23 protein-coding genes are annotated in these 23,577 nt (G+C 65.4%); 16 read left to right on the top strand and 7 right to left on the bottom strand.

Going from position 1 to position 23,577, the window contains the following annotated elements; translation table 11 throughout:
• Positions 1-6 precede the first annotated feature (6 nt).
• Positions 7-516, top strand: coding sequence for a lipocalin family protein (locus FHY18_RS16875; protein WP_259157057.1), 510 nt, complete (start codon positions 7-9; stop codon positions 514-516).
• 472 nt (positions 517-988) lie between these two features.
• Here FHY18_RS16875 and FHY18_RS16880 read toward each other — a convergent pair whose 3' ends face one another.
• Positions 989-1,165: a hypothetical protein gene (locus tag FHY18_RS16880; protein ID WP_005989247.1), complete on the bottom strand. Its 177-nt coding sequence runs from the start codon at positions 1,163-1,165 to the stop codon at positions 989-991.
• Positions 1,166-1,545: 380 nt separating this feature from the next.
• Between FHY18_RS16880 and FHY18_RS16885 the strand changes: the two genes are divergently transcribed.
• The gene (locus tag FHY18_RS16885) at positions 1,546-3,123 is read left to right on the top strand and encodes an EAL domain-containing protein (RefSeq protein WP_259157061.1); all 1,578 of its coding nucleotides are present in this window, start codon (positions 1,546-1,548) and stop codon (positions 3,121-3,123) included.
• A 542-nt stretch (positions 3,124-3,665) separates the two neighbouring features.
• Here the strand turns inward: FHY18_RS16885 and FHY18_RS16890 are convergent.
• Both FHY18_RS16890 and FHY18_RS16895 read right to left on the bottom strand, forming a co-directional pair.
• Positions 3,666-4,787: an acyl-CoA desaturase gene (locus FHY18_RS16890; protein WP_259157063.1), complete on the bottom strand. Its 1,122-nt coding sequence runs from the start codon at positions 4,785-4,787 to the stop codon at positions 3,666-3,668.
• Between the two features lie 9 nt (positions 4,788-4,796).
• Positions 4,797-5,873: a ferredoxin reductase gene (locus tag FHY18_RS16895; RefSeq protein ID WP_259157065.1), complete on the bottom strand. Its 1,077-nt coding sequence runs from the start codon at positions 5,871-5,873 to the stop codon at positions 4,797-4,799.
• A 92-nt stretch (positions 5,874-5,965) separates the two neighbouring features.
• Here FHY18_RS16895 and fabR point away from each other — a divergent pair, with 92 nt between their 5' ends.
• From fabR to FHY18_RS16915, 4 genes are all read left to right on the top strand, one after another.
• Positions 5,966-6,613, top strand: a complete 648-nt coding sequence (gene fabR, locus FHY18_RS16900; RefSeq protein ID WP_005989260.1) for an HTH-type transcriptional repressor FabR — start codon at positions 5,966-5,968, stop codon at positions 6,611-6,613.
• Positions 6,614-8,103: 1,490 nt separating this feature from the next.
• Positions 8,104-9,225: a slipin family protein gene (locus FHY18_RS16905; RefSeq protein ID WP_259157073.1), complete on the top strand. Its 1,122-nt coding sequence runs from the start codon at positions 8,104-8,106 to the stop codon at positions 9,223-9,225.
• A 57-nt stretch (positions 9,226-9,282) separates the two neighbouring features.
• Entirely contained in the window at positions 9,283-10,506 is a 1,224-nt protein-coding gene (locus tag FHY18_RS16910; protein ID WP_259157074.1) for an RtcB family protein, read from the top strand.
• A gap of 216 nt (positions 10,507-10,722) precedes the next feature.
• Positions 10,723-11,523, top strand: coding sequence for a hypothetical protein (locus FHY18_RS16915; protein WP_259157076.1), 801 nt, complete (start codon positions 10,723-10,725; stop codon positions 11,521-11,523).
• A 225-nt stretch (positions 11,524-11,748) separates the two neighbouring features.
• Here FHY18_RS16915 and FHY18_RS16920 read toward each other — a convergent pair whose 3' ends face one another.
• The 3 genes from FHY18_RS16920 to FHY18_RS16930 form a co-directional block, all read right to left on the bottom strand.
• Positions 11,749-12,612 (bottom strand): alpha/beta fold hydrolase, encoded by an 864-nt coding sequence (locus FHY18_RS16920; RefSeq protein ID WP_259157077.1) that lies wholly within the window; start codon positions 12,610-12,612, stop codon positions 11,749-11,751.
• Positions 12,612-13,718, bottom strand: a complete 1,107-nt coding sequence (locus FHY18_RS16925) for a DUF3182 family protein (RefSeq protein ID WP_259157078.1) — start codon at positions 13,716-13,718, stop codon at positions 12,612-12,614. Before FHY18_RS16925 ends, FHY18_RS16920 begins: the two co-directional genes overlap by 1 nt.
• Positions 13,719-13,806: 88 nt before the next feature.
• Positions 13,807-13,971 (bottom strand): hypothetical protein, encoded by a 165-nt coding sequence (locus tag FHY18_RS16930; RefSeq protein WP_259157079.1) that lies wholly within the window; start codon positions 13,969-13,971, stop codon positions 13,807-13,809.
• 408 nt (positions 13,972-14,379) lie between these two features.
• On the opposite strand from FHY18_RS16930, the gene FHY18_RS16935 reads away from it, so the two are divergent.
• The 8 genes from FHY18_RS16935 (at position 14,380) to FHY18_RS16970 (ending at position 20,121) form a co-directional block, all read left to right on the top strand.
• Positions 14,380-14,661 (top strand): hypothetical protein, encoded by a 282-nt coding sequence (locus FHY18_RS16935; RefSeq protein ID WP_003486531.1) that lies wholly within the window; start codon positions 14,380-14,382, stop codon positions 14,659-14,661.
• 44 nt (positions 14,662-14,705) lie between these two features.
• Positions 14,706-14,972, top strand: coding sequence for a hypothetical protein (locus tag FHY18_RS16940; protein ID WP_259157115.1), 267 nt, complete (start codon positions 14,706-14,708; stop codon positions 14,970-14,972).
• Between the two features lie 76 nt (positions 14,973-15,048).
• Positions 15,049-15,642 carry a DUF4142 domain-containing protein gene (locus tag FHY18_RS16945; protein WP_259157116.1) on the top strand — a complete coding sequence of 198 codons (594 nt, stop codon included), beginning with the start codon at positions 15,049-15,051 and terminating at the stop codon, positions 15,640-15,642.
• A gap of 284 nt (positions 15,643-15,926) precedes the next feature.
• Complete coding sequence (locus tag FHY18_RS16950) at positions 15,927-16,814, top strand: TIGR01777 family oxidoreductase (RefSeq protein ID WP_259157118.1); 888 nt, start codon at positions 15,927-15,929, stop codon at positions 16,812-16,814.
• A gap of 147 nt (positions 16,815-16,961) precedes the next feature.
• Complete coding sequence (locus FHY18_RS16955) at positions 16,962-17,627, top strand: response regulator transcription factor (protein ID WP_104612320.1); 666 nt, start codon at positions 16,962-16,964, stop codon at positions 17,625-17,627.
• Positions 17,624-18,814: an ATP-binding protein gene (locus tag FHY18_RS16960; RefSeq protein WP_259157121.1), complete on the top strand. Its 1,191-nt coding sequence runs from the start codon at positions 17,624-17,626 to the stop codon at positions 18,812-18,814. Before FHY18_RS16955 ends, FHY18_RS16960 begins: the two co-directional genes overlap by 4 nt.
• Positions 18,815-19,112: 298 nt before the next feature.
• Complete coding sequence (locus FHY18_RS16965; RefSeq protein WP_259157123.1) at positions 19,113-19,403, top strand: hypothetical protein; 291 nt, start codon at positions 19,113-19,115, stop codon at positions 19,401-19,403.
• Positions 19,404-19,458: 55 nt separating this feature from the next.
• Positions 19,459-20,121, top strand: coding sequence for a DUF3313 domain-containing protein (locus tag FHY18_RS16970; protein ID WP_259157124.1), 663 nt, complete (start codon positions 19,459-19,461; stop codon positions 20,119-20,121).
• Positions 20,122-20,577: 456 nt separating this feature from the next.
• Here the strand turns inward: FHY18_RS16970 and FHY18_RS16975 are convergent, their stop codons facing one another.
• The gene (locus FHY18_RS16975) at positions 20,578-21,417 is read right to left on the bottom strand and encodes a histidine biosynthesis protein HisIE (RefSeq protein WP_259157127.1); all 840 of its coding nucleotides are present in this window, start codon (positions 21,415-21,417) and stop codon (positions 20,578-20,580) included.
• 242 nt (positions 21,418-21,659) lie between these two features.
• Between FHY18_RS16975 and FHY18_RS16980 the strand changes: the two genes are divergently transcribed.
• On the top strand, positions 21,660-23,096 hold the full coding sequence (locus tag FHY18_RS16980) for a Do family serine endopeptidase (RefSeq protein WP_259157128.1): 1,437 nt from the start codon (positions 21,660-21,662) through the stop codon (positions 23,094-23,096).
• A gap of 115 nt (positions 23,097-23,211) precedes the next feature.
• Positions 23,212-23,574 (top strand): hypothetical protein, encoded by a 363-nt coding sequence (locus FHY18_RS16985; RefSeq protein WP_046965216.1) that lies wholly within the window; start codon positions 23,212-23,214, stop codon positions 23,572-23,574.
• Positions 23,575-23,577 lie beyond the last annotated feature (3 nt).

The raw sequence follows: 23,577 nt of genomic DNA on the forward strand, positions 1-23,577 counted from the left end.
GCCGTCATGAGCCGATTTCCCGAGTTGATCACCGTTGCATCGCTGGACCTGAACCGCTATCTCGGCACCTGGTACGAGATCGCCAGGTTGCCGATCCGCTTCGAGGACGCCGACTGCACCGATGTGTCCGCGCATTATTCGCTGGAGGACGACGGCAGCGTACGCGTGCAGAACCGCTGCCTCACCGCAGCCGGCGAGCTGGAGGAAGCGGTCGGTCAGGCGCGCGCCATCGACGCGACAAATGCCAGGCTCGAAGTGACCTTCCTGCCCGAGGGCTTGCGCTGGATTCCCTTCACCAAGGGCGACTATTGGGTGATGCGCATCGACGCAGATTACACCGCCGCGTTGGTCGGCAGTCCCGATCGCAAGTATCTGTGGCTGCTCGCGCGCCTGCCGCAGCTGGACGAAAACATTGCGCAGGCCTATCTGGCGCAGGCACGCGAACAGGGGTTCGACCTGGCACCGTTGATCCACACCCCGCACACCGGCCGGCTCACCGAACAACCGCTGCCCTGAGGACGCTTGGCGGCCGCTGCGACGGCCGCTGCGACTGCGCCAGGCAAGGCCGACTGCGCACGAGCACGCGCGCCGCAATGTCCGCCTCAGCCTCGATTCCATACACACCGCTGCGCGATGCCGGGCAGTGCGTCGCGCACACCAGATGGCTCCGCGCGTTGAGACGAGTCAGGCACGGCCGTGCCGTGACCGAGCGGCCCGATCGCGGACTCACGTCCGCAGACCGGCCTGTTCGCCCGCAGCAACACGACCGGCCCCACACCGCGATCGACCCAGCCGCGTCACACCGATCCTGACTCCGCCACCCTCATACAACGACGGCCGGAGCATGCAGGCCGCAGTACACATGATGCACCCGCCTGGTTGCTCCGGCCGTCTCGGCCCGTGGTTGCTGGGATGCCCCGGCTGTCGACTGCATCGAGCGTCGCAATCCGCTGCGGACTCCCCCATTGGCGGCGTTCAATCCTGCGACTCAGCCGTTGAGCGTGCCCAGATCCTTGGCGGCGGCCTGCGCGCCTTCCAGGCTGTCGAAGGCCACGCCGGTGTCGCCGACAACGTACTTGACCAGTTCGCCGTCGCGCGTGGTTTCGTGCATCTTGAAGATCGGTACCGCATCGGTACCGCCGACGCGTTCTTTCTGCGTTGTCATGGGTGATTCCTCCAGTGAGAGCGCCTTGCCGGGGACCGGATGGCCCCACAGCCCGCCGTGGCGAGCGCAGACACAATGACCCTAGCGCGCGACTGCGTGCAGGCGCGTGAATCCATCGGCCGCGTCAATTGCTGCAGTGCAGGGGCAGCTTCCGGTAGAAAATCACATCCACTTCGCTCGCCAGACGCGCGCAATGCACGCGTGTGTCGTACATTCGCGACGTGCAGCCTCATCAGTCCATATCTGTGGTCCACATCACGCCGGTAAGGCGAGCTGCTGCGTGTGGCGACGCAGCCGTGGCAGACGCGCAGACCGTGGCGTGCAGACCGCACGGCAGGCCGCGCGCATGAGCTGGCCCCCATGCCGATGCGGGTGGTGACGTGAAGCGTCAACGCATCATCAGTCTGACCGTGCTGCTGGTGCTGCTCTGCGCAACGCTCCCGATCGGCCTGTCCTATTACCTGGCCTGGAGGCTGGCGCTGTCGCGCGAGGAAAGCAGGCTCAGCCAACTGGCGGCGCTGTCGATCCGGCGGACCGAAACCGCCTTCGACGAGGCGCATGGCGCCCTGCTGAGCATGGCCGCCTCACGGCTACCGCCCTGCTCGCCCACGCATCTGGCGCAGATGCGCGCGCTGGTGCTGACCAGCCACTACATCGTCGAGCTGGGGCATTTCGAGCAACGCCGCCTGCACTGCACGTCGTGGGGGTTGCTGCCCAACAGCATCCCGCAGACCCGCCCGGACTTCGTGGTCAAGCGCGGCATCGCGGTGACCACCCGGCTGCTGCCGCTGGCCAATCCGCAGCACCCCCTGATGGCGCTGCAGCTTGGCGACTACAACGTCCTGATCAATCCCGATACGCTGGCCGATATCAATATTCCGCCGGGCCTGCAGCTGGCGATCGGCACCCCCGACGGGCAGGTGCTCAGCAGCACCGGCACGGCAGCCGAGCAGTTGCTGGTGACGCCGCTCGAGGACACCGACACCGGCACCGCCGCCGCGCAGCCGCAGGTGCTGTCCGGCCGCGACCGGCGTGGCGACTGGGTCGCGGTGGTCACCGAGCCGATGGCGTACCTGCGCGGGCCGCTGGCGGCCGCACGGCTGCAAGTGGTACCCGGCGGTATCGTGCTGGCAGTGCTGCTGGTCGGCGTGGTGCTGTGGGTGTCTCGGCGCCGCCTGTCGCCGCTGGCGCGGCTGGAGATTGCGGTGCAGCGCGGCGAATTCATCGTGCACTACCAGCCCATCATTGCGCTCGACGACGGCCGCTGTGTCGGCGCCGAGGCATTGGTGCGCTGGCAACAGCAAGACGGCGTGCTGGTGCCGCCGGATGCCTTCATTCCGCTGGCAGAAGAAAGCGGCCTGATCCTGCCGATCACCGATCTGGTGGTGGCCGAAGTCATCCGCGACCTGGGCCCCACCCTGGCTGCAGATCCGGCGCTGCACGTGGCCATCAACGTCTCGGCAGACGACATCAAGAGCGGCCGTGTGCAGTCGGTGCTGGCCCAGGCCCTGCAGGGCACCGGGGTGGACAGCGGGCAGCTGTGGGTGGAGGCGACCGAGCGCAGCCTGATGGACATCGACGCGGCGCGCACCACCATCACCCATCTGCGCGGGGCCGGCCACACCGTGTCGATCGACGACTTCGGCACCGGCTATTCGAGCCTGCAGTACCTGCAAGGCCTGCCGCTGGATGCGCTGAAGATCGACAAGTCGTTCGTGGACACCATCGGCACCCACTCGGCCACCAGCTCGGTGACCGCGCACATTATCGAAATGGCCAAGACCTTGCAGCTGCGCACCATCGCCGAAGGCGTGGAGCGCCAGGAGCAACTGGACTACCTGCGCGCCCACGGCGTGGACCTTGCGCAGGGCTGGCTGTTCTCGCGCGCGCTGCCGGCGACCGGCTTCATCGCGTATCACGCGCAGGCGCGCACCGTCTCGGCGCACGGATTCAAGTAGGCGACCGCCGCCTTCAAGGCATCCGGCCGACAAGCCGCGTCGATGCCTTGAAGACACCATGCAGGGCCAAGGCTGCGTCGTCGCGATCCCTGGCCTCGCCTGGCCCGATTGAAACGCTCAGGCTTACCGCCGCCGTCGGGCTGACATGCTGCAACCCGGGCAAGCACTCACACCATGGCGTGGCGTCGAAGTGACGCTCGCAACCACTGCGCTGTTGCCCGGCCCACCGCGTTGGGACACCGTTCGGTGCCCTGGTTACCTACGCCAGTGACGCATGCGTGTTGCATGCAGGCAAGTGGCCGCATCGCCGATGTCGGCCCTGGCCCGTATTGAGACGGCGACCGCGACCACTGCGTCGTCGCTCGGCCAATCTCACCCGCACGCCGGCCAGGTGCCTAGCGTTGCCCGCGCCAAATGCGCTGGCAGGCTGCAGGCAGACACGTGGCCGCGTCGCCACGCTCACCTTGCTGCATTGCGTGCCGCTGCTTCGATTACCTCACATCCAGAAAAAAGGCCGCCAAGGGCGACCTTTTTCGTATCACTCAAGCGCCCTGCAACGCAGCGCTGCGTTGGCGCACCGGCTTGGGCCGGCTGGGGAAGGCATGCCGCACGATCCGCCACATCACCTGGCCGAACTGACGCGGCAGCGAGCCGGTGTTGTAGTGCTGGCCGTAGCGCGCACAGATCTGCTTCACCTCGACCGCGATCTGCGCATAACGATTGGCCGGCAGGTCCGGGTAGAAGTGATGCTCGATCTGGTGGCTCAGATTGCCCGACAGCACGTTCATCAGCTTGCCGCCTGTGAGGTTCGAGGATCCCCGCAGCTGACGCAGATACCAGTGACCGCGCGACTCGTTGCGGATCGACTCCTTCGGAAACACTTCCGCATCGGCAGTGAAGTGGCCGCAGAAGATGATCACGAAGGTCCAGATGCTGCGCAGCACGTTGGCGGCCAGGTTGCCCAGCAGCACGGTCAGGAAGAACGGGCCTGCCAGCAGCGGGAACACGATGTAGTCCTTGAGCATCTGGCGGCCGATCTTGCGGCCGACCGGCAGGAACGAGGCGCGCAACTCGGCCGCCTTCATCTTGCCCGCGAACCAGCGGCCCAGGCGCAGGTCCTGGATTGCCACACCCCATTCGAACAGCAACGCGAACACCACCGCAATGAACGGCTGCAGCAGGTAGAACGGGCGCCAGCGCTGCTCGGGGAAGATGCGCAGCAGGCCGTAGCCGATGTCGTCGTCCATGCCGCGCACGTTGGTATAGGTGTGGTGCTTGAAGTTGTGCGTCTTGCGCCAGTTGTCGCCGGTGGCAACGATGTCCCACTCGTAGGTGTTGCCGTTGAGCTGCGGGTCGCCCATCCAGTCGTACTGGCCGTGCATGACGTTGTGGCCCAGCTCCATGTTCTCCAGGATCTTGGACAGGGTCAGCAGCACCACGCCGGCGATCCAGGCCGGAATCAGCACGCTGTGCACGAACGCGCCCAGGAACAGCAGCGCGCGGCCAGCCACGCCGGTCCAGCGCACCGCCGCCACGATGCGGCGGATGTAACGCGCATCGGCGGCTCCGACCTGGGACTGCACGCGGGCGCGGATGGCATCGAGTTCGTCGCCGAAGGACTGCAGTTCGGCAGCGGACAGGGCGCGGTTATGGACTCGGCTCATGAGGATTCCTTACAGATCCAGGATCAGGTCAGTGCTCGGGGCACTGATGCACAGGCGGACCTGTGCGGTGGGTTCGTTGCTGCGCTCACCGGTCAACAGGTGGCGCGTGGTGCCGGACTGACGCGCGCAGGCGCAGCTGTTGCAGATGCCCATGCGGCAGCCGTGCTTCGGCCGCAGGCCTTGCGCTTCCAGCCCTTCCAGCAGCGACTGGCCGCGCGGCAGGGTCAGCGTACGGCCGCTGCGTGACAGCTGGACCTGCACCTCACCGGCTTCGCCGTCATCCAGCGCCGGCACGCTGAAGGCTTCGGCCTGAAACGCCGCCACCTGGCCTTCCAGCCGCGCGCGGGCTGCCTGCACGAAGCCGCCCGGCCCGCAGACCATGACGTGGCGGCTGGAGAGATCGGCGACCTGCTGCAACGGGTAGGTATCGATGCGCGCCGCTGGCGCGGCGCCTTCGCGAGTGGTCAGCAGCCGCACGCGCAGGCGCGGATATGCAGCGGCCATCGCCTCGAATTCGTCGACAAAGCAGGCTTCGTCGCGCTGGCGCACCCAGTACAGCAGGTCCACGTCCATCGGCATGCCGGCCTGCGCGGCGGCCTGCAGCAGCGCGCGCATCGGGGTGATGCCCGAGCCGGCAGCCAGCAGCAACAGCGGCGTCGGGGCAGTCGGCAGCAACATGTCGCCGAAGGCCGGATCCAGCGACACCACCGTCCCGATCGGCGCATCGCCGGCCAGGTAGCGGCTGACCAGCCCGCCCTCGATCGCCTTGACGGTGATCGCCAGGCGGCCATCGGCCAGCACGGTCGGGCTGTAGCTGCGCAGCAGGCGGCGGCCGTCGATCTCCACGCCCAGGCTCACGTGCTGGCCGGCCTGCAGGCCCTGCCAGTGGCCGTTGGCCTGAAGCACCAAGGTCACCGCGTCGCGGCTGGCGGTGCTGCGCTCGACCAGACGGGCCATCGGCCGATCCAGCGTCCACAGCGGATTGATCCGGGTTGCCCAGAAATCGAACAGCTGTGGCGACACCAGCCGGCGCGCCAGCCGTGCGGACAGCGGGGCTTTGCTCTTTGGAGTGGATGCCAGACTCATAGGTCGCACTATACGCATGCATGCACATGCGTGTATACAGTTGTATATTCCCAGAAGGGCTATGATTCATCCCCTCGCCCGGCCGCCGCCCCATGACCTCCATCGCCCTGCCTTCCCACGACGCGCCGCCGTCACGCAAGCCGGCGATTTCACGCGAGGACCTGATTGCCGCGGCGCTGTCGCTGATCGGCCCGCACCGCAGCCTGTCCACGCTGAGCCTCAGGGAAGTGGCACGCGAGGCCGGCATTGCGCCAAACAGCTTCTACCGCCAGTTCCGCGACATGGATGAGCTCGCGGTAGCGCTGATCGATCTGGCCGGCCGCTCGCTGCGCACCATCATCGGGCAGGCCCGCCAGCGCGCCACCTCCACCGACCGCAGCGTGATCCGCGTGTCCGTGGAGGCGTTCATGGAGCAGCTGCGCGCCGACGACAAGCTGCTGCACGTGCTGCTGCGCGAAGGCGCGGTGGGCTCGGATGCCTTCAAGCAGGCGGTGGAGCGCGAGCTGACCTATTTCGAAGACGAACTGCGCGTGGACCTGATCCGCCTGGCCGCCGCCGACAACGCCAAGTTGCACGCACCGGCGCTGGTGTCCAAGGCGATCACCCGCCTGGTCTTTGCGATGGGAGCGGTGGCGATGGACTCACCGCCGGAAAAGGACCCGGAACTGATCGAACAGATCTCGCAGATGCTGCGCATGATTCTGACCGGCGCGCGTACGCTGGGCACCCACGGCGGCTGAGCGCGGCTCACGGCACCTCGTGCGCAGTTGTCAGGCGGCTGCTGACCGGGTGCTCATCACCACAGCGATCCATGCTGCACGCCGCATCGCAAACCAGGCGCATCCGCCTGGCGTTGCGCTCCATCGGCTTGTTCGCCGCTCTCATTCTTCGGACGGCAGCCTGCTGGCGGCTTACGTCTTGCACCCTGCGCAGTGAATGGCCGGCCGGGCGGCTGTGCGCGGCAGGCGCGCGATTGGCGCGAGGTCATCACGGCAACCCATCCACCGAAGCACACTGATCGCCCATTCCCCGGCGCCCTACTCGCGCAACATCGGCCTCGTGTGCACAGCCACGCATCGACAACCCCAGCACCAAACATGCAGACGATTATCCAACCACTCCAAGCCTTATCCATCCCCGGCCCGCACTTTCAATCGCCAAACTGCCAGCACCTGAAAAAACATAATCAATTATTTTCATAAAGTGCTTGCATAACCAAAAACCTGCAGGTAATGTTCGCGCCCTACGCAGCACTGCCTGCACCCGGACCTGACGCACTCTCATGCACACCAGCCATTCCATCCAACGCAATCGACTGCCCGGCGCCCTTGGCGCGGCATCGTTTGCGTGCACGGCCAAACAGGACGTGCGCACCATCATCGGCTGATGTCCTGATTCAAGGAGATCGGTCACCCGATCTCCGAGGCACGCGAACGCTCTCGGATGCTGCATCCGGGGGCGTTTTCGTTATGCGTTCGCAGCGAACCTGTGAATGACCGCAGTTGAAACCCGGGCATGGACTGCCCGACAACAGGGATGTTGGATTGCCACGAGGCGCGACAGCGCTGTGCCCAGGTTTCGGGCACGGGTGGTGCGTGGTCATGCACCGACTGAATTGCCGTTTTAATAAAACGGTAATCGGAAACAATGCGGAAGATCTTCAGCGGAGTGGAGTTTATTCCAACCGGTGCGTGCGGCTGTGCCGTGGCGTATATCGATATCTTTCTCGTGTTTCTCGTTTTGGGTAACGGCTCGTGGTCGAGCGGCGGCACTATCCGCAGGCGCGGTTCAATTCCGCATTACCCACCACTGGATAGCTCAGAGGGTAGAGCAACAGATTTCAAATCTGTCTGTCGCGGGTTCGATTCCCGCTCCAAGCAATGACCTTCCCGGTCATTCCGGGGACGCAAGTCCCTTTACGGAAACGCCCATGCCGCGTGCAATCACGCAATGCATCGCTTGAATGCACGCGGCAGCGGCGGCCTCGCCGGGCGGTTGCCCTGGACGCGTCGCCCTGCGCTCGTCCGTGACTTCGCAAACCATCGCGGAGCTGCGGCAACGCATCGGCAGGCGCCAACAGCGCAGCGTGCCCCGCACGGCCGCCGTCACCGGCGTTTCCACCCTCCAACGCCGCGTTGCATCGGCACACGTTCGCCACCAGTCCGATCCGGGCGGCGCGACGGCAGTCCCTGCGGATCGGACCACCAGAGCCAACCCAAGGAGAAGTGTCATGTTCTGGAGCAAGAGGGTCGTGATCGGCGACGGCGAGCGCGGCCTGGTGTATCGGAATCGCCGGTTCGCGCGCGTGCTCGCGCCCGGCGTCTACCGCCTGTTCGACCCGCTGGGCCGTACCGAGGTCAGCGTCCACACCATCCACAGCGGCGAGGAGGTCGGCCGCGATGCCGACAGGCTGATCGACACGCTGGGCGCCGCATTGCCGCAGCACTTCGTGCTGGCGGACATCGGCAGCGCGCAGGTGGGCCTGCTGAGCCGCAACGGCAAGCTCGATCAGGTACTGCCACCGGGCACCCGCGCGCTGTACTGGCGCGGCGCAGCCACCATCGAGGTGCTGAGCCTGCCCTTGGCCGATGGCCTGCAGGTGCCGGGTGACGTGCAGCGACGCCTGCGTCAGCTCGGCACGTTGTCGCGCGTTGCCGTGTGCATGGACGTGCCCGCCGAGTCGCAGGGGCTGGTGTTCGTCGACGGCAGGCTGATGGCACCCTTCGGCCCCGGCGCCTACGCGTTCTGGAATTTCCAGAAGAACGTGGTCATCGAGGTGATCGACCTACGCGTGCAGTCGGTCGAGGTCTCCGGCCAGGAACTGCTGACGCGCGACAAGGTCTCGCTGCGGGTCAATCTGGCAGCGAGCATGCGCGTCACCGATGCCGTGGCGATGCGCACGCGCGTGGCGAAGGCGGGCGACTACCTGTACCGCCAATTGCAGTATGGGTTGCGCCGCGCCGTTGCGTCCAAGACGCTGGACGAATTGCTGGGCGACAAGGCATCGCTGGACGCGGATATCTTCGGCTATGTGCGTGGCAGCGTCGGCGGGTTCGGCATCGACGTGCTCGGCGTTGGCGTCAAGGACGTGATCCTGCCCGGCGAAATGCGCGCAATCCTCAATGCAGTGGTGCAGGCGGAGAAGCAGGCGCAAGCCAATGTGATCCGTCGGCGTGAGGAAGCCAATGCCACCCGCTCGTTGCTCAACACCGCCAAGCTGATCGAAGACAGCCCGGTACTGATGCGATTGAAGGAGCTGGAGGCGCTGGAAAAGGTCACCGAAAAGATCGACAAGCTCACCGTGTTCGGCGGCCTGGATGGCGTGCTGAAGCAGTTGGTGACGCTCAGATAGCCATGCGGGTGTGCGGCCAAGGGATTGGCCGCGCACCCGCGCAAAGGAATCAACACCATGAGTACTTCACAACAGTTCGAATGGCTGCACGCCGAAGGCAGCACCACTCCGATCAAGGGCTGGGTGCGTGGCGTACCGCTGGAAGAACAGGCGCATGCGCAGTTGCGCAATATCGCCGCGGTGCCGTTCGTCGGGCCGTGGGTGGCGGTGATGCCCGACGTGCACCTGGGCAAGGGCGCAACCGTGGGCTCGGTGATCCCGACCCGCGGCGCCATCATCCCGGCGGCCGTCGGCGTGGACATCGGCTGCGGCATGGCGGCAGTGCGTACCACGCTGCGGGCCAGCGACCTGCCCGACAATCTGGCGCAACTGCGCTCCAGCATCGAGCGTAGCGTGCCGGTGGGCAACGGCCGGGGTGGCGAGCATCGCAATCTGCCCGACAGCATCGACACGCGGATCGCGCAATCGGGGCTGGTGCAGCGGCTGGAGGCGATCAAGCAGCAGCACCGGCGCATCCGTACCGACAAGCTGGCATGCCAGATCGGCACGCTGGGTGGCGGCAACCACTTCATCGAAGTCTGTCTGGACGAGACCGACGCGGTGTGGGTGATGTTGCACAGCGGCTCGCGTGGCACCGGCAACCTGATCGGCACCTACTTCATCGAGCGGGCGCGCGAGCAACTGGCGCACCGCGTGCTGGGCTTTCATCTGCCCGACAAGGACCTGGCCTTTTTCATGCAGGGCGAGCGGTTGTTCGATGAGTACGTGGAAGCGGTGTCGTGGGCACAGGATTACGCCCGCGAAAATCGTGAAGCGATGATGGCTCGGGTGTTGGCGGAAATGCGCCACCGCCTGCCGAAGTTCCAGCTGGAGAAGCTGGCGGTCAACTGCCACCACAACTATGTGCAAAAGGAGACGCACCATGGCGAGGAATTGCTGATCACCCGCAAGGGCGCGGTAAGCGCCCGGACAGGCGAGCTGGGCATCATTCCCGGCAGCATGGGAACGCGCAGCTATATCGTGCGCGGGCTGGGCAACGCCGAGAGCTTCCACAGCTGCAGCCATGGCGCGGGACGGGTGATGAGCCGAACCGCAGCGCGTGCGCAGATCACCCTGGCCCAGCACCGCGAGGCAACCGCACATGTGGAATGCCGCAAGGACGCGGCCGTGATCGACGAATCGCCTGCGGCATACAAGTCGATCGATGCGGTGATGGCTGCGCAGCAGGATCTTGTCGAGGTGCTGCACACGCTGCGCCAGGTGGTGTGTATCAAGGGGTGACCAAGGGCCGCAATAGCGGCCTTTGTTTCGCGACACTGTGCGATGGCATCACTGCAGAATGTCGGCGGCCTCATCCGCAAGCGCGCATGCACAGTTCAGGCATGTCGCGACGCCACTCACATCAAAGCACAAGCGTTTCACTCCCGCGCCGCCATGGTTGCGCCACATTCGCGGCCTGCCCTCGCAGGCGGCATCCATCAGGTAACCGGAGGCGGCATGAGCAATCTCGACAAGCAGGAACGCAAGGCAGAAGCACAGGACTTGAACCGCGACCCGATCTCCGGTGCTCCCGGCTCGCATCCGGTTGGCGTGGGCGTGGGCGGCATCGCCGGGGGTGCGGCAGCTGGCGCATTGGCAGGAACGGTATTCGGCCCGCTCGGCACCTTGATCGGTGCGGCTGCCGGCGTCCTGGCAGGTGCTGCGGCAGGCAAGGGCGTGGCCGAACGCCTCGACCCGACGGTGGAAACCGAATACTGGCGCCAGGAGCATCAGAACCGCCCGTACTACAAAGAAGGCACCGACTACGACCGCGACTACGCCACCGTCTACGGCTTCGGGCTGCAGGCACGCGAAACGCGCCCGACCAGCACCTGGGAAGAAACCGAGGCCACGTTGGCTGGCGAGTGGCCGCGCAATCGCGGCGAATCGCGTCTGGAATGGGATGAAGCGCGCCTGGCCGCACGCGATGCATGGGAACGTGCCGATCGCACCCACAGCGTGTATCGCGATGGCGACACGCACTATGCCGGCCGTTTCGACAGCGCCAGCTACCGCGACAGCGAATACTCGTATGACGACTATCGCCCCGCTTATCGCTATGGCATGCAGGCCCGTCAGCAGCATGCCGGCCGCCAGTGGGACGACCATCTGGAACGCGACCTGGGCGATGGCTGGGACCGCTTCAAGGCCGACTCGCGTCTGACTTGGGAAAAGGCCAAGCACGCCGTGCGTGAGGCCTTCGATTCGGATCATCATGGCGATGCGGCACGTCGCAACCCGACCGATCCGCGCGTGTAATCCGAGCACACCGGCCGCGCCAAGCGCCAGTAACCAGGAAGAAAACAGACGGGCCCGCGAGGGCCCGTTTGCGTAGGGGGGTTGTTGTGGTCTGGCCGCGTACCGGCCGACGTGCAACGCCTGGGTATCGTCGCGCGGTATCCCGTTGGGTTGCGGGATTTCCGCATGGCCAGTGGGTAAGCGACACACCGCGCTTACCTGTGCGGGGAGGCAACCCACAGCAGATCAACCGGACGAGTTCTCCACCGCCCGGATATCGCCGCGAAACGCGAGTGAATCCTGTCCCGACCGCGTAGCGTCGCCCTGCTGCCTCAGCATCTGCTTGCGCGCGGCCACCACCTCCTTGGCCAGGGCAATCCGGCGGCCCACCACCATTTCGGTCAACCAATCGATCAACGCGCGGGTGTATTCCTGCTGATGCTCCTTGACGCTCAACGCATGGTCCGCTCCGGTAATCACGCGCGAGGTCAGCGAGCGCGCCTTGACGAAGGCATTGGCATAGTTGCGCAACACCGGATGCGGCACGATGACGTCGTTTTCGGCTTCGACGAGCAGTACGTCGCCGGTATAGGCAGCGCAGGCTGCCAGCGCGATGTTGTCGTCGGGCGTCAGCGCACGTTGGCGGTACGCGGTCAGATCCGGATCGGCATTGAGGCTGACTTTGGGCTGGTCCCAGTGCGCGTCCTTGTAGAGCGCTGGCGAGCGCAATGCCAGCCACTCCACCGGGCGCTCGCGGGTCAGCAATGCCGACAGATAGCCGCCATAACTCAGGCCGACCACGGCAATCGACTGTTGATCCACGTACGCAAGCGCTGCCAGCTGATCGTAGGCGGCGATGATGTCCTGTAGGTTCTGCGCGCGGGTCACGGTCTGTCGCATCGAGGCATGGCCCTCGTGACCGCGCAGATCGAAGGTCATGCAAATGCATCCTAGACCCACCGCTTCGCGCGCGCGCACCAGGCTGTGATGCTGGCTGCCGCCCCAGCCATGGACGAACAGCACCGCCGGAATGCCGGTCGGCGTGAGCAAGGTGCCGCTGAGCGCGTCGTGATCGACCGGGATGTCGATGCTGGAAAGTTTTGCTTCCATCAGTCGGTTGAGACCCTTCGGTATTTGTAGCGCGGACCGGCGCCGGGCTGGGTTGCACGGTAATACACCTGCGCATCGGCCGGTGGTTGACCCGCATAGATTTCGTGCGTGGATGCGCGCACCCAGTGCAGGTCGGGGTATTGCTGAAAACAGGCGATCGCCGCAAGCTCGGCCGGCGTCGCACCGCCAATCCGCCAGGATTGCTCCAGCACACCGCAGACAGCCACCGCAGATGCATCTTCGCCGCTGACCACATCGTAATTGCGACGCGAAATGTGCAAGCCGGCAGTGGCGGCAACGATGCAGCGATCGTAGCGGCATGCCTGTTCCACCACGCGCCGCTGCAACGGCGGCAATGCGGTGGCCAACAGCGCTTCCAACGATCCGCGATGGACATGCAACGACGATCCGCCGTAGACCTCATCGCCTTGCGCATTGCGCACACTGCATTGCGTGCCGTAATACGCGATCTGGATACCGGCCACGCACAGCTCGCCCACGCTATGGGTCACTGGCTGCAGGATGTTGCGCTCCAGGACGGCGCCGTGGGTGCGCAGGTAATCCTCCGGCAACGTGTCCAACGCCTGCAACAGCGCGCCGCTGTCCGCGATGCGCCATTGCCCATTGCCGCCCACGCCGGTGGGCAGCTTCAGACGCACCCCGCCGTCGGCCAGCAGCAGATCCAGCGCAAGCAGCGCGTCTTCGCGCGAAAACACGGTGTAGCCCGGCAACGTGGCCGGCATCAATGCAGTGGCCAGTGCCTGGTTCCAGCCGTGGATCTGCGCGGCTGTCTCGCCGATCAACGGGTGGCCGATGACCTTGGTGGCGACAAATGCGTACGGCACGATACCGCCCAACAGGTCGACCGCATCGTCAATGGCCAATGCGCGTGCCTGTTCCGCGGTCAAGGTATCGTCGGGCACATGCAAGATGCGATGCTCGGCGCCTTCTTCACACATCACCGGATCGCGGAGCCCGCCATCACGGGCACCTAGCAGGCGTGCAATGTCGCTGCACACCCAGGCATGCGTGACACGTTCGTGTCCATCCGCAGGCACCGCACGCAGGGTGTATCCACGCACCAACCCATAAGGCGGATCTGCCATCACATCCCCTTGCGGCAAGGCCGCATCCCGGCGCCGATCCCGTGACCGCCGGACGGCGCAGTGCGATGTTGCAGGTGCGCGTCTGCGCTTATTTCATGGCCAGATAGAGGCCTACCACGATCAGCACCACCACGATCAGGCTGATGGCCATGCGCCCACCACGCAGCTCCAACAAGGCCTGCCACCACACGCGCGCTTCGGGTGTACCGCTGGCGTGGTGCGGCTTACGACGACTGCTTTCGCTCTCCTGCATCCTGTCTGCTCTCTCCATTACGTCATGGCATAGAGTAAGGATCAGACGTTACACAAGTGTGGAGCGGTTCAGAATCTTCCGTAAAATGCGGCACTGCACGCCAGTCTTCTCGCGAGCACCGCACGCGCAGTGGCGGTCGACACGATAGCGACTGACACGCCGCATCTTGGCGCGCTGCAGCTGGCCGATCGCATGTGCTGGCCTGTGCATCGCGTTTGCTCGGCGGCATTGAGACAGATCAAGCCAATGCGCCTGCATGCAACGCGTGTAGAAGCGCGGAAACAAGCTGACCAGTTAAGCGTCGCGTTGCGTGGGTGCAGGCCAATGGTCGGGTTCGATGATCATTCGTTGACATACCCGCAGTTACTCTGCGGGTCAAGTTTGTTTAACCCCGGAACGCCCCAAGTCATGAGCAGAGACCCCTCCGTCATCGATGTACAAGCCGAAATCGCGCATTGGCAGGCGCGGCATGCCCAGGGAAATCTGGGTGCAGGCAAGTTCAGCGAATTGTCTCCGGTGGTGAAGATGGCCTGCGATATCTATCTGCAGGCACCGCGTTCAAGCGACCAGGAACGTCTGCGTCTGTTTCGCGACCGCCTTGAGCATCACTTCATTTCGTCCAGCACACAGTCCAACTACGAGCAGCTGGCAACCGATTGCTGGCAGCGCCTGGGTGCGCGCAACAGTTGAGCACATCCGTCGTACGCAAGACCCGTTACTCATTGGAGATCGTCATGAAAACCCCGTATCAAGTGCAGCAGGAGCTGGAACGACTGGAGCGATTGGTGCCGCACATCATCAGCGACCAGGGCGACCGCGCGGAGGAAATCCTTGGCTTCCATGTGGCCAGCCTGCTGGGCAGCGCCCCAGTCAGCGAGCACGCCATGATTCGCGAACGTACCGTGCGCATGGCACGCCAGTGCCGCACCGCGCAGGATGCGATCCGCACACCGATCAGATCCCTGGGCATGGCACCGGCCGCCCAGCCGCAGTGGGCCTGATCAACGTCGTACCGGAGCCGCGTAGCGGCTCCTTTGCATTTCACCGTCGGCATTGCCGACTCACCCTGAGACATTCATGAAATCCACTCTTGTTGCTGCATCGTTGCTGGCCATGTTGACCCTTACCGCCTGCGATCGCCCCGGTGGCGACGCATCGCGCACTGCACCGGCAGTATCGCCGGAGCCGACCGCCGCACCGGTGAGCGGGAGCGGAGCAACCGAACTGGCCAAGGGCGATGGCGGTGCGCTGGGCGTGCTGGCTGCGATCGACGAAAACGAGATTGCACTAGCCAAGCAGGCCGTCGAGCAAGACCTGGGCGGCGCTACCGGCGAGTTCGCCCAGCAGATGTTGCGCGACCACGAAGCCAACCTGGAGAAGACCAAGGCGCTGGGGGCAACAGACAGCGCGCGTGCGGATGCGATGCGCGCCAGGGGCAAGGCCGCCGTGGAAGCGCTGTCCAAGACGCTCACCCTGCCCGACGGCAAGGACGCGTACCGCAACGCCTTCATGCGCAACATGGTCATCGACCATGGCGACACCATCAAGATCATCGACGCCGAACTGCTGCCCGCCGCCGAGAGTGCGCCGGTCAAGCAGCACCTGGAAGAGACCCGTCGCGTGGTGTCGGCACATTTCGAACGCGCCCACGCGGTCTCGTCGTCGAAGTAAGCGCACCGCCGCTGCACCCTGCAACGCGCCGGCCTGTCCGGCGCGTTTGCGTTTGACCGTCGCAATGCATCGAGCGCATTGCAGCGCGGCTGCATTCGCGGGCCCGACACGCTAGGTGCGGTTGCACGTCACCACCTTGGACGCCGCCGTCCCCAGCCATCTGCACCAAGACATCGGCCGCAGCATCGGTAAGGTTGCCTGCGCTCCGCGCGCCCGCTTCACTTCACTGCGCCTGGGTCCGTCCTGGCCTATGGTGCCGCATCGACTCGACCCAGGATCCTCACATGCGTTTGCTCATCACCGGCGGCACCGGCTTCATCGGCCAGGCCTTGTGCCCCGCGCTGCTGCATGCCGGCCATCAGATCAGCGTGCTGACGCGGGACATCCGCCGGGCCAGCCGTACCCTGCCCGGCGTGACCGCCGTCGACACACTGGACGGGGTGCAGGCCGATGCCGTCATCAACCTGGCCGGCGAACCATTGGCCGCCGGCCGCTGGACCGCCGCCCGCAAGCAACGTTTTCGCGATTCGCGGCTGGGCATCACCCGCCAACTGCACGACTGGATTGCGCAACAGCCAGCTGCGCAGCGGCCGTCGGTGCTGATCTCCGGGTCGGCGGTGGGCTATTACGGCGAGCGCGGCGACATCACCTTGACCGAAGCAGATGCCGCAGGCGATGACTTCTCGGCCGCGCTGTGCCGCGACTGGGAAGCGGACGCCGCACGTATCGGCGCGCTTGGCCCGCGCGTGAGCTGGGTGCGCACCGGCATCGTGCTGGACCGCAACGGCGGCGCGCTGGCACGCATGCTGCCGGCGTTTCGGCTGGGCGGCGGCGGGCCGTTCGGCAACGGCCGGCACTGGATGAGCTGGATCCACCGCGCCGACATGGTCGCGCTGCTGGTCTGGCTGCTGCAGCACGGCCAGCCCGGCGCCTACAACGCCACCGCGCCCAACCCGGTCAGCAATGCCGAGTTCGCGCGCACGCTGGCCAAGGTACTGCATCGCCCCGCGCTGCTGGCGCTGCCGGCCGGGCTGCTGCGGCTGGGATTCGGCGAGATGGCCGACCTGCTGCTGATCAGTCAACGCGTGCTGCCGCAGCGTGCGCTCGATGGCGGATTCCGCTTCCAGTACACGCAACTGGAGCCGGCGCTGCGCGCCATCCTGCAGCACTGAGCCGCCCGGCGAACCCTGCGGTTCGGGCGCCTGGGCCGCCCATCGGGGACGCAGCCGCGCCGGACGGGGCATGCACTAATATTTCCCTAACGCGCATCTTCGACAGTGCTGCGGATCTCGGATTGCCCGATGCCCAGCGGACCCCTTATGCACCTGCTCCTCGTCGAAGACGACACCATGCTGGCCAATGCCATCTGCGACGGCGTACGCCAGCAGAGCTGGACCATCGACCATGTCGGCAGCGCCAACGCGGCCAAGACCGCCCTGGTGGATCACCGCTACACCGCAGTGCTGCTGGATATCGGCCTGCCCGGCGAGTCCGGGCTGACGGTGATCCGCTTTTTGCGCAGCCACTACGACGCCACCCCGGTGATTGCGCTGACCGCACGCGGCCAGCTCACCGACCGCATCCGCGGCCTGGACGCCGGCGCCGACGATTACCTGGTCAAGCCCTTCCAGTTCGATGAGCTGATGGCGCGGCTGCGCGCGATCACCCGGCGCAGCCAGGGCCGCGTGGTACCGGTGCTCAGCCAGGGCGATGTCTGCGTGGATCCGAGCAGCCGCAAGGTCACCCGTGCAGGTACCTGGGTGGCATTGAGCGCGCATGAATATCGATTGCTGCTGGCATTGATGGAGCGTGCCGGGCGCGTGGTCACCAAGGATCAGCTGGAAGAAGGCGTGTATGGCGGCCCGTCGGAAGGCGGCAGCAACATGATTGCGGTGTATGTGCATCAGTTGCGGCGCAAGCTCGGCGATGAGCTGATCTCCACCGTCTACGGCCAGGGATACATGATCGGCAAGGCACCGGAATGACCTCCTTGCAGGCGCGCATGCTGGCGGCATTGGCGGCCATCGTCCTGCTGAGCTGGTCGACCTCGCTATGGATCCTGATCGCGCTGGTCACCCAGGGCCATCACAGCGTGGTCGAGCAGGAACTCAACCTGCTTGGCGACCGCCTGGTCAGCGCGCTGCCCGATACGCTGGAACGGCGCTTCGATATGGCCAGCGATGCCACCGGCACGCCGGGCGTTGTCGCCACGACAGGTGCCATGTCCTCGCGCATGAGCCTCAACCAGACATTGACCGCCGTGGTGCTCAACACCTTGCAGCTGGCGATCCTGGGCGTGCTGGTGTGGTGGGCGGTACGCACCTCGCTCGGGCCGCTGCGCACGGTCTCGCTCGCCATTGCGCAGCGCACCGGGCTGGACACCGAGCCGGTGCCGCTGGAGCGTGTACCGGATGAAATCCGCCCGCTGATCGCCTCGTTCAACACCTTGCTGGCGCGCGTGGAAAAAACCGTGCAGGCCGAGCGCGATTTCGTTGCCGATGCCGCACACGAGCTGCGCACGCCACTGTCGGCGCTGCATGCGTATGCAGAGGTCGCCCTGCGTGCGCCCACGCTGGAGGCCAAGGACGCGGCGCTGCATCAGTTGCTGGAGACCGCACGCCGCAGCAACCGCCTGGCCGAACAGTTGCTGGATCTGGCGCGCCTGGATGCGGGCATCAATTCGGCCGCCTATCACCAGGTCGACATGGGCGAATTGATTTCGCATGTACTGGACGAGTTCAGCGTGCAGGCCGACGCACGTCAGATCAACCTGCAGGTGGAGGCATCGCCGTGCCTGTTGCGCTGCGATGTGGATGCGGTGGGCATCCTGATCCGCAACCTGGTCGACAACGCCATCCGCTACGGGCGCACCCACGGCACGGTGGAAGTGAGTTGCGGCTACTGCCTGCGTGCCGATGTGCTCCACCCCTTCGTGCAGGTGAGCGACGACGGCCCCGGTGTACCGGAGGCCGCGCATGCGTCGATCTTCGAGCGCTTTTATCGCGTGCCCGGCAGCGAAGTGCAGGGCAGCGGAATCGGGCTGTCGTTGGTCGCCGGCATTGCCCGACTGCATGGCGCGACGATCGAAACCTGCGAAGGCACCGAAGGACGCGGCCTGTGCGTGCGCGTGGTGTTTGCCGGCACCAGCGCGCCAACTGCCAAGCGCAGCTAACCAAACATGGCGCGGCCGCCACGCAGGTGTGGCCGGCGCCTGGAAACCGGGATGAACGGCTGCCCCTTGCCGCTTCCCTGCGCGAGCGGGGAGATCGCATAGGCCTGACCTCGCTGTAGGACCCAGCGCACAACGACGTCGCCAGCGTAAGCGCCCGCGCTCATCCGATGGGCGCAGGGGATTTGCCGATCCCAGCAAGAGGTCATGCGCGCTGTGGCGGGGTGCTGTTGGCTTCCAATAACTTTCTAAACCTGCCTGCCTAGAGTGCACTCACCGCACGCATCCAGGATGCATGGTGATGATTCGCCCGACCCGCTCCACCCCACAGGTTTCGACCACGCTGTCGCAATTGGCCATGCAACGCGCCGCCGACGACAGTGTGATCGCGTCTAGCACGGCGTTGGCACCGGCAGCGGAATTTCGCTGCGGCCGCACCGGTACGCGCAACCGCGACATCTGGTGTGCGTTACCGGACATCCGCAGCGCACGCCAGACATATCGCCTGCAACGCTGGGCCACGCGCGGTGTGTTGTTCACGGCTGCCGGTGCGCTGTTTGCGCTGGCGCTGGCACGTCTTCTGCTGCGTTGAGCATTCGCGCACGCCGCTTCCTTCACAACCGTTTTGTGTCTCACAGGACCCAGTCATGCCTGTCCATGTCATCACCCGTTGCTGCACGCTTGCCGTTGTCGGCATCACCCTGATCGGCTGCGCCAGCACCGGCCCCATGCCGTATCGCCAGTTGCCATCGTCCGGTTACCTGCGTCCGCACGACGGCAGCCGCGGCGGCCGCATGCCGTACGCGTATCACAGCGATGTGGATTGGACGCACTACCGCGCAGCCATTGTCGAGCCGGTCGCCATCTACCGCGGTCCGGACGCGCAGTTCGAGAACGTGCCGGAGCAGGACAAGCGCATGCTGGCCGACGTCATGCAGCAGGAATTCGGCAATGCCATTGCGCGGCGCTGGCGCCCGACGACGTCGGCCGATCGCGAGACATTGCGGGTACGCATCACCCTGACCGGCGCCAAGGCCAGCAAGCGCGTGCTGGGCACCATCATGAAGGTGGATCTGGGCGGCGGTTCGTACAACGCCGTACAGGCCGCACGCGGCAAGGAAGGCGCATTCTCCGGGTCGGTCAGTTATGCGGTGGAGATCTTCGATGCGCAAAGCGATCGTCTGCTCGCCGCGTATGTCGAGAAGCAGTATCCCAGCGCAATGAACATCAAGGCCAGCCTGGGCGCATACGATGCGGCAAAGGCGGGAATCCGCAAGGGGGCCGAGCAGCTCGTTGAAGGGCTAGAGTAGCCAAGAGCAGGAGCTGCTTCCCTTCCCCCACCGGGAGAAAAAGGCGCCCCGCAGGGGCAGATGAGGGTACGCGCGCAGCACCGCGAGTGATGAGCGTGGGCGCGCGGCCTTGTGCAGTTGTCGCAACGCGACGTGGAGTCGAAATCCCTTTGGAGCATCACGCGCCGTAATCGAATCACCCTGAGCGCTTCGCCCCGTGCCCTCACCCCACCCGCAGGAGAGGGTCTTGAGCTCGACGCCGGCTTACCCACCGCGGCGAACGCGTCTGCTACGCACATGAAAAAGGCCGGCGCTCTACGACCGCGCCGGCCTCTCTCGATATGCATCACCTTTTACGTAAATCTCGTTACGTAAATCTCAACTTGCACGTCTATCTCGTCCTGCACGTACGTCCAAGTGGCCGCACACATCTGCGCTGACAGCACGAGCGACGCGACGCAGTGCCACCCTCAACCCTCAGCGCGTGACGCGCTTGACGGCCTTTTTGCCCACGGCCTTGCGAGCCGCAGTAGTCTTGGCCACGGCGCGGGTTGCCGGCGTCTTGGTGACTTTGGCCGCCTTCTTCAAGGCGGTCTTGGTCACGGCCTTCTTCAGCGGGGCCTTCTTCACTGCCGCCTGCTTGGTCGCGGTCTGCTTGGCGACCGGTGCTTTCTTGGCGATGCCTTTGGCCACCGACTTCTTGAGCGAGGCCGATTTGGCTGCGGCCTTCTTCGCGGCGGTGCGCGCGCTCACCGTTGCCACGGCGGTCTTGCGCGCCGCACTCTTGGCGACGGTCTTGGCACTCAGCGCAGCGGCTTCGGCCTTGGCGTTGGCCTTGGCGGTTTCCAGCTTCTGCCTGGTGTTGGCCTTGGTATCGGAGATCTTCTTCCTGGCCGCCGCGCTGGTGCTGCTCAACTTCTGCTTGGCGGCATCCTTGGTCGAGGTCAGCTTGTGCTTGGCCGCATCCTTGGTGGAAAGCAACTTCTGCTTGGCTGCATCCTTGGTCGCCGTCAGCTTGTCTTTGGCAGCGTCCTTGGTCGCGGTCAATGAGCGCTTGGTCTTGGCAACGCTACGCTTGACTGCGGTCGCCGCTTCGCCGGCCTTGGCAACCGCGTTCTTCTCCGCCTTGACCACCGCCTTGCGGGCCTTGGCGACGCGCGTCTTGACCTCTGCCACAGCCACGCCTGCAGCTTCCTGCGCGCTGGTCACCGCCTCGCTGGTGGTGCTGGCGATGGTGTCGGTCAGCTCGGTTGCAGTGCTCTTTACGCTATCGACGGCGTCGGACAGGGTTGCCGTCACACCATTGCCGTTGCTCATAGACCCTCCTTAGGGGCGTCAGTGCGGGAAACGTGGGCGATGCACGACGGCATGCATATGCTGAACAGGCATCGGATCAAGCGGACGCTACGCCCGGCTCGGCGGGCTGTCAACGCAATGGCGGCAAGGCATGCGCGGCTCTTTCACCGGCAGTTAAATTGCTGGCTGGCACTCTCGTTCAGCTTGATTTACGCAGCCAGACCCCCTATTCCTCCTCCACCGCATAACCCGGAATCCGTTCCATGCGACCGCTTCCCACCTTGCTGACGCTTTCCCTGGCCGCCGCCTTCGGCGGCTTTGCCGCCACCGGCATCAACGCGTGGCTGGACAACCGCGCCGAAGCCACGCCGGCCGGCACCACCAACTTCACCTTGCCGGCAGCAGCCGCGTTACCGGCCGCGGTTGCCGGGCAACCGGTGCCCTCGCTGGCACCGATGCTGCAGCAGGCGATGCCGGCGGTGGTGAGCGTCAACACCAAGCAGGTGGTGCGCGTGCGCAACCCCTTCTTCAACGATCCCATCCTGCGCCGGCTGTTTCCGGAGATTCCGCAGGACCGCATCAACGAATCGCTGGGCTCGGGCGTGATCATCGATGCGCAAAAAGGCTATGTGCTGACCAACCATCACGTCATCGAAAATGCCGACGACGTGCAGGTGACGCTCGGCGACGGACGCACGGTCAAGGCCGACTTCATCGGCTCCGATGCCGACACCGACATCGCACTGATCCGCATCAAGGCCGACAACCTCACCGACATCAAGCTGGCCGACAGCAACGCCTTGCGCGTAGGCGACTTTGTGGTGGCGATCGGCAACCCGTTCGGCTTCACCCAGACCGTGACCTCCGGCATCGTCTCGGCGGTGGGACGCAGCGGTATTCGCGGACTGGGCTACCAGAACTTCATCCAGACCGATGCCTCGATCAACCCCGGCAATTCCGGCGGTGCGCTGGTCAACCTGCAGGGTCAGCTGGTCGGCATCAACACCGCCAGCTTCAACCCGCAGGGCAGCATGGCCGGCAATATCGGCCTGGGGCTGGCGATTCCCTCCAACCTTGCGCGCAACGTGGTCGAGCAACTGGTGACCAAGGGCGTGGTGGTGCGCGGCACGCTCGGCCTGGAAACCCAGAACCTCACCCAGCAGATGCTGCAGGGCCTGGGTGTGGATTCGCTGCGCGGCGCACTGGTGACGCGCGTGTTGCCAGGCTCTGCGGCGGCCACGGCCGGCGTGCAGCCCGGCGACGTCGTGGTGGCCGCCAACGATCAACGCGTGGACAGCGCAGAAGCGCTGCACAACTACGAAGGCCTGCAAGCGGTTGGCAGTGCGGTGACACTGGACATCCGTCGCGACGGCAAGCCGCTCAAGCTCAAGGCCACGCTGAAGGAACAGGACCGTGCGGTCACCGGCGACATGCTCGACCCGCGGCTGGGCGGCGCCACGTTCGTGGACCTGCCAGAGTCGCTACGTCAGTCCGGCATCACCGGTGTCATGGTCAGCGAGGTCAAACGCGGCGGACGCGCAGCGGCCAACGGCCTGGTGTCCGGCGATGTGATCGTGGCCAGCAGCGTGGGCGAGTTTGCGGACCTGGCCAGCTGGCGCGCCAATTTCCAGCGCAGACCGCAGCAGCTGGTGGTGCGGATCCTGCGCGGCAACGCGCAATACGACGCGCTGATGCGTTGAGGCGCCGTGACTGCACGCTGTTTCCACTAACGCCTCCTACACCCCCCCGATGCTATTGCTACTGCACGACCGCACGTAAGTGGCGGCTGCCATCAATGACCGAAGGAGATATCGCATGAGCCCCACCAATACCGATCAGCTGAAGGAAAACCTGAGCGAAGCCGGCACCCACCTGAAGTCGGCCGCCAGCGCCGCCGGTGAAGCCGTCAAGGGCGCCACCAGCGCTGCGGGCGACGAGCTCAAACTCGGTCGTGCCAACGTCAAGGCCGAACTGTCCGACACCGCACTGGCTGGCATGGCCGCGGCCGAGTTCGGCGGCGCAGCAGCAAAGGAACAGATGGACGTGCTGGTCGCCAAGGGCAACGATTTGCTCGACAGCGCCACCGACCTGATCCGCGAGCGTCCGCTGGCCGCATTCGGCGTTGCGTTTGCCGCTGGCTGGGTCATCGCCAAGCTGGCACGTAGCAACGATAACTAAGTC

Origin of the sequence: Xanthomonas sp. 3793, from assembly GCF_024806835.1 — a bacterium.
GTDB lineage: Bacteria > Pseudomonadota > Gammaproteobacteria > Xanthomonadales > Xanthomonadaceae > Xanthomonas > Xanthomonas arboricola_F.